General features: G+C 69.4%; 8 protein-coding genes. 3 read left to right on the forward strand and 5 right to left on the reverse strand.

The features are described from left to right. Positions 1-91 precede the first annotated feature (91 nt). Positions 92-3,718, forward strand: a complete 3,627-nt coding sequence (gene smc / locus ABZV40_RS22115; protein ID WP_355444434.1) for a chromosome segregation protein SMC — start codon at positions 92-94, stop codon at positions 3,716-3,718. A 247-nt stretch (positions 3,719-3,965) separates the two neighbouring features. Here the strand turns inward: smc and ABZV40_RS22120 are convergent, their stop codons facing one another. The 3 genes from ABZV40_RS22120 to ABZV40_RS22130 all read right to left on the reverse strand — a co-directional run bounded on the left by ABZV40_RS22120 (position 3,966) and on the right by ABZV40_RS22130 (position 5,533). Next, complete coding sequence (locus ABZV40_RS22120) at positions 3,966-4,679, reverse strand: lysophospholipid acyltransferase family protein (RefSeq protein WP_355444437.1); 714 nt, start codon at positions 4,677-4,679, stop codon at positions 3,966-3,968. 23 nt (positions 4,680-4,702) lie between these two features. Then, positions 4,703-5,041: a hypothetical protein gene (locus ABZV40_RS22125; protein WP_355444440.1), complete on the reverse strand. Its 339-nt coding sequence runs from the start codon at positions 5,039-5,041 to the stop codon at positions 4,703-4,705. A gap of 72 nt (positions 5,042-5,113) precedes the next feature. Continuing rightward, a complete protein-coding gene (locus ABZV40_RS22130) occupies positions 5,114-5,533 on the reverse strand; it encodes a tetratricopeptide repeat protein (protein WP_355444443.1) in 420 nt (139 codons plus the stop codon). 66 nt (positions 5,534-5,599) lie between these two features. Between ABZV40_RS22130 and ABZV40_RS22135 the strand changes: the two genes are divergently transcribed. Next, positions 5,600-6,523, forward strand: coding sequence for a GNAT family N-acetyltransferase (locus ABZV40_RS22135; protein ID WP_355444446.1), 924 nt, complete (start codon positions 5,600-5,602; stop codon positions 6,521-6,523). On the opposite strand, the gene ABZV40_RS22140 is transcribed toward ABZV40_RS22135, so the two are convergent. Continuing rightward, the gene (locus ABZV40_RS22140; RefSeq protein ID WP_355444449.1) at positions 6,473-8,032 is read right to left on the reverse strand and encodes a sodium:solute symporter; all 1,560 of its coding nucleotides are present in this window, start codon (positions 8,030-8,032) and stop codon (positions 6,473-6,475) included. The two genes, ABZV40_RS22135 and ABZV40_RS22140, sit on opposite strands and share 51 nt — an antisense overlap. Then, positions 8,020-9,141 carry an anhydro-N-acetylmuramic acid kinase gene (locus ABZV40_RS22145; protein WP_355444645.1) on the reverse strand — a complete coding sequence of 374 codons (1,122 nt, stop codon included), beginning with the start codon at positions 9,139-9,141 and terminating at the stop codon, positions 8,020-8,022. The genes ABZV40_RS22140 and ABZV40_RS22145 overlap by 13 nt, the downstream gene beginning before the upstream one ends. Positions 9,142-9,254: 113 nt before the next feature. Between ABZV40_RS22145 and ftsY the strand changes: the two genes are divergently transcribed. Then, positions 9,255-10,511, forward strand: a complete 1,257-nt coding sequence (ftsY, locus tag ABZV40_RS22150; protein ID WP_355444452.1) for a signal recognition particle-docking protein FtsY — start codon at positions 9,255-9,257, stop codon at positions 10,509-10,511. Positions 10,512-10,622: the final 111 nt, after the last annotated feature.

Consider the following 10,622-nt stretch of genomic DNA (forward strand, 5'->3'; position numbering starts at 1 on the left):
TGGCCTCGCCCGTACAGGTCACAACACTTGGACGCGCAGGTCACGGCCTGCCTAACGCATCCCTCGCAAGCGTTTGGGTACTCTGCCCGGCGTGCATCTCAAGAGCCTGACGCTGAAGGGCTTCAAGTCCTTCGCCTCGGCTACCACGCTGCGCTTCGAGCCCGGCATCACCTGTGTGGTCGGCCCCAACGGGTCCGGCAAGTCCAACGTGCTCGACGCGCTGCGCTGGGTGATGGGCACGCAGGGCGCCAAGGACCTGCGCGGCGGCAAGATGGAGGACGTCATCTTCGCCGGCACGTCCGGTCGCGCGCCGCTCGGCCGCGCCGAGGTGACGCTGACGATCGACAACTCCGACGGCGTGCTGCCGATCGAGTACACCGAGGTGTCGATCACCCGCCGCATGTTCCGCGAGGGCGCCACCGAGTACGAGATCAACGGCAACTCGTGCCGCCTGATGGACATCCAGGAGCTGCTGTCGGACTCCGGCATCGGCCGCGAGATGCACGTGATCGTCGGTCAGGGCCAGCTCGCCGCGATCCTCGAGTCCAAACCGGAGGAACGGCGCGCGTTCGTCGAAGAGGCCGCCGGCGTCCTGAAGCACCGCAAGCGCAAGGAAAAGGCGCTGCGCAAGCTGGAGGCGATGCAGGCCAACCTGACGCGCCTCACCGACCTCACCGCCGAACTGCGCCGCCAGCTCAAGCCGCTGGGCAAGCAGGCCGAGATCGCGCGCCGGGCGCAGGTCGTGCAGTCCGAGCTGCGGGACTCGAAGCTCCGCCTGCTCGCCGATGACCTCGTGACGCAACGGGAAGCCATCGCGCAGGAGGAGCACGACGAGGCGAAGGCCCGCGAGCGCCGCGCCGAGGTCGAGAAGTCGTTGCAGGCCGCGCAGTACCAGCAGAACGAGCTGGAGGAGCGCGTCGCGGCCGACTCGCCGAAGCTGCAGGCCGCGCAGGACACCTGGTACCGGCTGTCCGCTTTGGAGGAACGCCTCCGCGGCACCGTTCGCCTCGCCGCCGAACGCGCGCGGCACCTGTCCGCCGAGCTGGACGCACCCAGCAGGGGCCGCGACCCGGACGACCTCGAACGCGAGGCCGAGGAGACCGCCGCGATGGAGCTGGAGCTCCAGGAGGGCGTGACCGAGGCGCGCATCGCGCTCGCGGAGGCCGTGGAGACGCGGTCCGAGCTGGAGCGCATGGTGTCGCAGGCGGAGAAGGCGCACATCGCCGCCGTGCGCGCGATCGCCGACCGTCGTGAGGGCCTCGCGCGGCTCTCCGGTCAGGTGGAAGCGTTGCGCAGCAAGACGAACGCGACCGCCGAGGAGATCGAACGACTTTCCGGCACGCTCGCCGAGGCCACCGAACGCGTCGAGCTCGCGTCGATGGAACTGGCCGAGGCACGCGAGATCACCGGCACCGAGGACGAGGACGACCACGGCCTCGACGAACGCCACCGCCAAGCCGTGCAGGCGCACGACGCGGCGCGGCAGCGCGTCGAGGAACTGGTGAAGGCCGAACGCACCGCGGAACGCGACATCGCGTCGTGGCGTGCGCGCGTCGACGCCCTGTCGCTCGGCCTGACCCGCAAGGACGGCGCGGGCGCGCTGCTCGCGTCGGACGTGCCCGGCCTGCTGGGTTCCGTCGCGGCGCTGCTGACCGTCGAACCGGGCTACGAGGTGGCGCTGGCCGCCGCGCTCGGCCCGATCGCCGACGCCGTCGCGGTCTCGTCCGGCGACGGCGCGCTGGCCGCCCTGAAGCTGTTGAAGGAGAAGGACGCCGGACGCGCGGGCGTGCTGATCGGCTCCCACGGGTCCACTGTGGACACCTCACAGTGGGGTCAGCTGCCTTACGGCGCACGGTGGGCGATCGACGTCGTGCACGCGCCGGAGGCGTTGCGCCCGGCGCTGGCCCGTGCGCTCGATCGCCTCGCGGTGGTCGAGGACCTGGACACCGCGGCGCGGCTGAACGTCAGGGCCGTGACCCGTGACGGTGACATCTTCGGCACGGACTGGGCGATCGGTGGTTCCGGCGCCCAGGGCCAGAGCGTCATCGAGGTGCAGGCCGCCGTCGACGAGGCGCAGGAAGCCCTCGCCACGGCCGAACGCGCGCTGGAGCACGCGTCGGCCGCGCTGGAAGGCGCCCGTGCCGAGCAGCAGGCCCGCCGCAAGGTGCTCGACGCGGTCAAGGAGGCCATGCAGGAGGCCAAGGTCCGCCAGGCCCGCTCCGGTGAGCGGCTGAACCGGATGGCCGCCGCCGTGCGGTCCGCCGAGGCCGAGGTCACCCGGATCGCCGAGCAGCGCGCCAAGGTCGAGCAGTCCCGCGAGGAAGCCCTGCTGAAGCTGGGCGAGCTCGAGGAGCGGCTGCTGATGGCCGAGGAGGAGCAGACCCTCGACGACGAGCCGGACACCGAGCAGCGCGACCAGTTGGCCGCCGAGCTCGCCCAGGCACGTCAGGCCGAGATGGACGCCCGGCTGGTGCAGCGCACGGCCGAGGAGCGCGCACGTGCGTTGCAGGGCAAGGCAGACGGTCTTCGCCGAGCCGCGCGCGCCGAGCGCGAGGCCCGCGAACGCCACGCCCGTGCGACGGCCCACCGTGCGCGCGGTGCCCAGGTCGCGAAGGCCGTCGTGCGCGGCGGCGAGCAGGCGCTGGAACGCATCGAGATCTCGCTGGCCCGCGCCGCCCGTGAGCGCGACCAGGCCCAGGAACGCCGTCAGCAGCACGAGCTGCTGCTGACCCAGGTGCGCAACCTGGTGCGCGAGATGTCCGGTGAGCTGGAGAAGCTCGTCGACGCCGTGCACCGCGACGAGGTCCTGCGCGCCGAACAGCGCCTGCGCATCGAGCAGCTCGAGACCAAGATCGCCGAGGACTTCGGCATCGGCCTCGACGACCTCGTCAACGAGTACGGTCCCGACCAGCCGGTGCCGCCGTCGGCCGGTGAGATGGCGGAGTACCAGGCCGCCAAGGAACGCGGCGAGCAGGTCTCCGAGCCGCAGCCCATGCCGTACGACCGGGACACGCAGCAACGGCGCGCCAAGCGGGCCGAGCGCGACCTGTCGTTGCTGGGCAAGGTCAACCCGCTGGCGCTGGAGGAGTTCGCGGCGCTGGAGGAGCGCTACAAGTTCCTCTCCACCCAGCTGGAGGACATCAAGGACACCCGCCGCGACCTGCTCACGGTCGTGAAGGAGGTCGACGACAAGATCCTTGAGGTCTTCACGTCGGCCTACGAGGACGTGGCGCGCGAGTTCGAGATCGTCTTCAAGGTCCTGTTCCCCGGCGGCGAGGGCCGGCTGGTGCTGACCGAGCCCGAGGACATGCTGACCACCGGCATCGAGCTGGAGGCCCGCCCGCCAGGCAAGAAGGTCAAGCGCCTGTCGCTGCTCTCCGGTGGCGAGAAGTCGCTGGCCGCCGTCGCCATGCTGGTCGCGATCTTCCGCGCCCGCCCCTCACCGTTCTACGTGATGGACGAGGTCGAGGCGGCGCTGGACGACACGAACCTGCACCGGCTGATCGGCCTGTTCCAGCAGCTGCGGGACCGGTCGCAGCTGCTGATCATCACGCACCAGAAGCCGACCATGGAGATCGCGGACGCCCTGTACGGCGTCTCGATGCGCGGTGACGGCATCTCGCAGGTGATCTCGCAGCGGCTGCGCACCCGTGGTGAGGAGTCGGCGAAGCCCGTGGAAGAGCCGACGGACGCCGAGCAGGAGACGGTCGAGGCCTGAGAGGGGCGGTCGGAGCGGTGCCTGGGGGGCTAAGACCAACCCCGACCGCGGCCTCTACCTCGGGCAGCGCCGTGCTCGGTGACCTTCCTCTCAGAGGAGGGAGGTCCCCCGTGTCCACCGGGCAGACGCAACCCGGCGCCTGAAGGGGTGAAGTCCCCCAGTTCAACCTCACCACTTCAGGCGCGCACGGACCACTCTGCCCGACCGAGCTTGTAAAAACCTTGGATCGCAGGTCAGAGCCGGTTTGTCAGTCGCCGCGCGTGTCCAGCGCCGCCGCCTCTTCCGGCGTCGGTGCACTGCCGCCGAGGTGCGCGGGAACCCACCAGGCGCCCGGTTCGTTCGGGTAGCCGGCCTGCGCGGTGTCGAGGAGGTCCTGCATCCGCTTGCGCAGCAACGCGTCACCGGAGTCGCCGGGGGAGGGTTCGAACGGCTCGCCGATGAGGATGGTGATCGGCACGTGCCGCTGGGTCAGGTTCTTGGGCCTGCCCTTGGTCCACAGTCGCTGGGTGCCCCACAGCGCCATCGGGATGAGCGGAACGCCGGCCTCGTGCGCCAGGCGGTTCGCGCCGGACTTGATGTCCTTGACCGTGAACGAGCGGCTGATGGTGGCCTCGGGGAAGATCCCGACCAGCTCGCCGGTGCGGAGCGCGGACAGGGCCTGCTGGAAGGAGGCCTGGCCCGCGCTCCGGTCGACGGGGATGTGGTGCATGCCGCGCATGAGCGGCCCTGCGACCTTGTTGGCGAAGATCTCGTGCTTCGCCATGAATCGCGTGAGGCGTCCGGAAGGGCGCGCACCGTAGCCCGCGAAGATGAAGTCGAGGTAGCTGACGTGGTTGGACGCCAGCACAGCTCCACCCGTGCGCGGGACGTGGTGCGCCCCCTCCACGGTGATCCGCAGGTCCAGCAGCTTGAACATGAGCTTCGCTGCGGCGATCACCGGGGGATATACGCGATCCGACATGCTCCGAACGGTAGCCGGAAAAGCTACTGGCCGGTAGCGGCGCCTTCCTTGTCTCGGATGACCCTCGGCACACCCGCGAGGTCCTCGTCGTTGCAGAGCAGCTTGAGGTCGTAGTACGGGTTGCCCTTGGTGTCGTCGTAGTCGAGATGGACTGCGATGACGTCCACGGGTTCGCCCAGCCACTCCTGCGTCTTGCGCAACCAGGCGGCTGCGCGCTCGAGTGCGGTGGGCAGATCATCGTCACGGAATTCGACCGGCCGGTACGGAACGCCCTGGACCTGGTCCCGGTTGTTCGTCGGCAAGGGCAGGTCGACGGCCACCCCGGATTCGTTGAGATCGAGTTGGATCGTTTCCTCACTCACCGTAGAAGAGTCCCCCACCCTGACCAGCCCTGCAAGCCCGAATCTGGGTGGCGTCCGCCGACGGTGTGAGTGTCATCTCTTCAGGAACGCGATCTCGCGCTTCAGCTCGGTGATCCGGTCGTGGGTGGGCATGAGCGTGCGCGACAGCGCCGCCAGCAGCTGCTCCAGCTCCCCGGCCGCACCTTCGGTGTCACCCGTCCTGTAGCGCAGATTGGCCAGGAGCTGTCTGGTCTCCAGGGTGTCGGCGTGGTCGGGGCCGAGGACGCGGACCTGGTCGCGCAGCAGGGGCTCGCAGACCGCGATGGCCTTGGTGAGCTTCAAGGCCGTGCCGAGCACCCTGGCGAGGTTCAGCCGGACGGCGAGGGTGTGGGGGTGGTCCGCACCGTCGCGGTCGGTGTGGGCCTTGACGAGTGCCCTGAGTTCACGCGCCGCTCGTCCCAGGTCACCTCCGTGGGCGGCCACGAGGTCTTGCAGTTCCTGGACGGAGGACATCCGCGCCATTTTACCCGTCCGAAAACTCCCTCGCGTCCGACCGCCGCGGGAGCAACCATTCCTTCCATGTACGACATCCGTTTCGCCGAACCTGGCGACCTGGGCGCCACGATGGCGCTGCTGGTCCGGCTCCAGGCCGACAACGCGCACCACATCGGCTACCTCGGTGAGACAGTCGAAGAGCTCCGCGCGGAGCTCGCCGAGTTCGAGCCCAGCTGGGCCGACTGCACGGTGGTGGCCGTCGACGCCGACGACAACATCACCGGCATGCTCAGCGTGGAGATCGATCCCGAGCTGGGCCGCGCGTGGCTGCACGGACCGTTCGTCGACGTACCGGTCAACCACCCGGCGGGCAGCCGCATCTGGGACCAGACCGCCGACGCGATGTTCCGGCACGCCGCAGAGCTCCTCGCCGGCATCACCGACCTCGAGTTGTACGGGCACACCGCCCACCGGCGACTGGCGGCGTTCGCCGAACGCCACGGCTTCAGCGCCGGCAAGGCGAGCGCCATTCACATACTGGACAACGGGGAGCTGCGCGCGTTGCTGCTGCGGGACGCGAAGTGCCCCAGCGAACGCGAGATGCGCGTCCTGCCCACCGACAAGCACGTGCACGAAGCCGTGGCCGTGCTGCACGAGCGATGTTTTCCGCGGACCTACCTGTCCGGCAAGCAGCTCGTCGAATCCAAACCGGAGAACCGCACGGTCGTCGTCGCGATGGACGGCGAACGCGTCATCGGGTACGCGGCGGGCAAGGCCCAACCCGAGGAGTACTACGTCGACTTCGTGGCCGTGGAACCCGATGTCCGCGGTCAGGGCGTGGGCGCCGCACTCGTCACCGAGCTGTTGTGGAAGCTCGCGGCCGAGCACGGGGCTCGACCGCAAGCAGCCGCGTCGATCTACTCGGGCAACGAGTCGTCGCAGCACATGTTCGCCCGCCTAGGCTTCCGCCTTCACGTCGAGCTCGTCGCCTACCGGCACACCGCGTGAGTGCCGCAGTGACAGCAACCCGCCCACCAGCAAGGTGACCGCCACCCCCAGGGGCGTGTTCCACCACCCGGTCAACGACTTCAGGTCGTTCGTGGCCTTGCCGAAGTTCACCGTCGGCGTGTTGCCGCTGAACTTGACCCCGAGGATCACGAAACCGACGACCAGCACCGTCGTCACGAACGCGATGATCGCGTCCGCCTGCGTGACGCGCTTGAAGACGAGGCCGAGGAGGAAGGCCCCGAGCAGCGCGCCGTAGGTGTAGCCGGCGATGCCGAGCGCCTGCACCACGATCGGATCAGTCGTGGTCTTGTTCGAGGAGGCGAACAGACCCGCGCAGACGATCAGCAACCCGGCCCACACCAGGGTCCAGACCCGGCCGTGGCGCAGGCGTTCGTCGTCGGTCATCGGTGTCTTGCGGACGCGTTCGTACACGTCGGTGACCGTGCTGGAGGCCAAGGCGCCCAACGACGACGACAGCGCGGCGGCGAGGATGCCGGCGATCACGAAGCCGGACAGGCCGGACGGCAGCTCGCTCACGATGAAGTTGCCGAACAGCTCGTCCTTGTTGCCGAGCTTCAGGCCCTTCACCGGGTCCACGCCGTTGTAGAACGCCCACAGCATGACGCCGATGAACAAGAAGAAGGCGAACTGCAGGAACACCACCACACCGGACGCGATCAACGCCTTCTGCGCGGCCTTCACGTCCCGCGTGGCCATCAGCCGCTGCACGATCAGCTGGTCCGCGCCGTGCGAGGCCATCGACAGCAGCGCGCCTCCGAAGAACGCGGCCACGAACGGGTACGCGCCGGTCAGCGGGGACGAGGTGAAGTCGAAGAGCTGGAACTTGTTCGCGTCGACGGCCTTCGAGAACCAGCCGTCCGGAAGCTTGCCCGCGAGCCACCAGATCACCACGACGCCGCCGACCACGTACCAGAGCATCTGGATGGCGTCGACCCACACCACCGCGCGCACGCCGCCGAAGAAGCTGTAGAACACCATCGCGACGCCGAGCGCCACGATGATCGTCCAGTACGACGCGGTGATGCCGTACTGGACGAGCACGAGCTTGATCGGGATGGCCGTGGCGAAGAGCCGGATGCCGTCCGCGAGCAGGCGCGTGAAGAGGAACGTGACGGACGCCGTGGCGCGCATGCCGTCGCCGTACCGTTGGCCGAGGAACGCGTACGCCGTCACGAGATCACCGGCCACGTACTTCGGCAGCAGCACGAAGCTCACGACGATCCGGCCGACGATGTAGCCGAGCGCGAGCGTCAGGTACGTCATGCCGCCCTGCGCGGGTGTCGCCACGTAGGCGATCACCGGCACGCTCAGCACGGTCAGCGTCGACGTCTCCGCGGACACCACCGACAGGCAGACGACCCACCACGAGATGCGGCTCTCGCTGACGAAGTAGTCGGTGGACGACTTCTGCCTGCCGCCGATCCACGTGCCGAGCAACGGCATGCCGACGAGGAACAGCGCGATGATCGCCAGGTCTAGTCCAGCCACTTCGGTTCCCCCACTTTCAGCTTGGTCACTGGACCCGTGACGGGTTCGGGCAGCCGCAGCGGCCCGTTTCCCGGTGTGATGCTGCCGAGCAGCCGCGGTCCGGACGCACCGGTCGCGGACGGCGTGTTGCCCGGAACCCCGTGCCACGTCAGGAATCCGAGCAGCGCCGCGAGGTAGGCCTCCTTGCCGTCGCGCGGCAGGCCGAGCGAGTCGCTGATCCTGAGCGGGATCGGGTCGAGCGCCTTCGTGAGCGCCTCGACGAGCACCGGGTTGCGCATGCCCCCGCCGGACGCGACGACGGTGCTCGCGTCGTGCGCGCGGCACGCGTCCGCGATGGTGCGGGCCGTCACCTCGACGAGCGTGCGCAGCATGTCCTCGGCCGGAACCGTCGGAAACCCGTGCAGGTACTCGGCGTTGAAGTGCTCCTTGCCCGTCGACTTGGGCCAGGGCTTCGAGTAGTACGGGTCGGCGAGCAGCTTCTTGAGGATGTCTTCTCTCACGCTGCCTCTGCGCGCGAACTCGCCGTTGGTGTCCTGGCGTCTCCGGCCGTTGGAGATGACCTCCATGACGGCGTCCATCAGAGCGTTGCCCGGCCCTGTGTCGTAGGCGATCGGCGGTGTCCCCGGTCTGACGACGGTGATGTTGGCGATGCCGCCGATGTTGAGCGCGATCGCGGTGTTCTCGCCGGCCAGCCACAACGCGTCGAGCGTGCTCGCGAGCGGCGCGCCCTGACCGCCGGCCGCGACGTCGCGGACCCGCAGGTCGGCGACCACGGGGACGCCGGTGCGTTCGGCGATCCACGCGGGCTGCCCGAGCTGCAGCGTGCCCAGGCAGTCGCCGTCCTGGACCTCGTGGTGGACGGTCTGGCCGAGCGAGGAGATCAGGTCCGCCGGCAGGTAACCGGCGGCGACTTCACCGAAAGCCTGCCCGAGCGACGTGTCGAAGGCGCACACTTCAGCGAGGTCCCGCGGCTTGCACAGCAGGTCCTTCGGGAACGGGTGCTCGGCGCACTGCACCGGCACGAGCTCGACGACGTCGCCGCGGATCGACAGGTCGGCGACGGCGACGTCGATGCCGTCCATCGACGTGCCGGAAATCAGTCCGATCACCCTCACGACGTGTGGTCTATTCCACACGTCGGGCGGGACGCAAGTGCTTCGGTGAAATCTTCGCCTAATTGAGCACTATGTGGTTGGCGGGTCACATGCGGGCCTGTGAAACCATGAGTCCCGTGTCGACGTCTTCCCTTGTCCTGATCCTCGTCGTCGTGGCGGTCGTGCTGATCGCCGCGCTGGTGACCGGCGTGGTGCTGACGCGTCGCCGCCGCATCAGCCTGACCCAGAAGGAGGAGGCACCGCGCTCCGGCGGCTACGAGGCCGCGTCGGGCATCTCCCTGGCCCCGGCCAAGCCGGAACCGGTCGAGCACCCGGTGGCCGATCGCCCGGAGGTGGACGGTCAGCCGGGCGTGGGCGACGACGCCGCCGAACCGCGCGACTCGCTGAAGCGCGGGTTCGTCGAGGTCGACCTGCCGGAAGCGGCGTCCGAGGTCGAGGAGATCGAACCGACCGCGGGTCGCCTGGAGCGGCTGCGGGGCAAGCTGTCGAAGTCGCGCAACGCGTTCGGCTCCTCGCTGCTGGGCCTGCTGGGCGCCGGCGACCTGGACGAGGACTCGTGGCAGGACGTCGAGGACACGCTGCTGATCGCCGACCTCGGCGCGGCCACCACCACCGAGATCGTCGACACGCTGCGCACGAAGATCGCGGGTTCCGCGGTGCGCACCGAGGCCGAGGCGCAGGCCCTGCTGCGGTCGGTGCTCGTGGATGCGCTGCACCCCTCGATGGACCGCTCGTTGAAGGCGCTGCCGCACTCCGGCAAGCCCGCAGTGGTGTTGGTGGTGGGCGTCAACGGCGTCGGCAAGACCACCACCACCGGCAAGCTCGCGCGCGTGCTCGTCGCTGACGGCCGCACCGTGCTGCTGGGCGCCGCGGACACGTTCCGCGCCGCCGCCGCCGACCAGCTGGAGACCTGGGGCAAGCGCGTCGGCGCGGAGACCGTGCGCGGGCCCGAGGGCGGCGACCCGGCGTCCGTGGCGTTCGACGCGGTCAAGCGCGGCATGGACGCGGGCGTGGACACGGTGCTGATCGACACCGCCGGGCGCCTGCACACCAAGGTCGGCCTGATGGACGAGCTCGGCAAGGTGAAGCGGGTCGTCGAGAAGCAGGCCGTCGTCGACGAGGTGCTGCTCGTGCTGGACGCCACGACCGGTCAGAACGGACTGACCCAGGCTCGGGTGTTCGCCGAACAGGTGGACATCACCGGGATCGTGCTGACCAAGCTGGACGGCACGGCCAAGGGCGGCATCGTGTTCCAGGTGCAGCGCGAGCTCGGCGTGCCGGTGAAGCTGGTCGGCCTCGGTGAAGGCGCCGACCACCTGGCGCCGTTCGAGCCCGCCGCCTTCGTGGACGCGCTGCTCGGCTGAGCCGTCGCGCGGCGCGCCGAGTGCTTGATGAACGGCGCATTCGGGCGACCAAGTGGGGTGGATACGGCGGGGTAGAATGTCCAAAGGTTGGTGTGTGGGAGGGTGTGTGTT

The organism is Lentzea sp. NPDC004782 (assembly GCF_040609115.1).
GTDB lineage: Bacteria > Actinomycetota > Actinomycetes > Mycobacteriales > Pseudonocardiaceae > Lentzea.

Coding starts and splice junctions, on each gene's coding strand:
- ABZV40_RS22120 (WP_355444437.1), bottom strand. CDS start 4,679: ATGTCGGATCGCGTATATCCCCCGGTGATCGCCGCAGCGAAGCTCATG.
- ABZV40_RS22130 (WP_355444443.1), bottom strand. CDS start 5,533: ATGTCCTCCGTCCAGGAACTGCAAGACCTCGTGGCCGCCCACGGAGGT.
- ABZV40_RS22135 (WP_355444446.1), top strand. CDS start 5,600: ATGTACGACATCCGTTTCGCCGAACCTGGCGACCTGGGCGCCACGATG.
- ftsY (WP_355444452.1), top strand. CDS start 9,255: ATGAGTCCCGTGTCGACGTCTTCCCTTGTCCTGATCCTCGTCGTCGTG.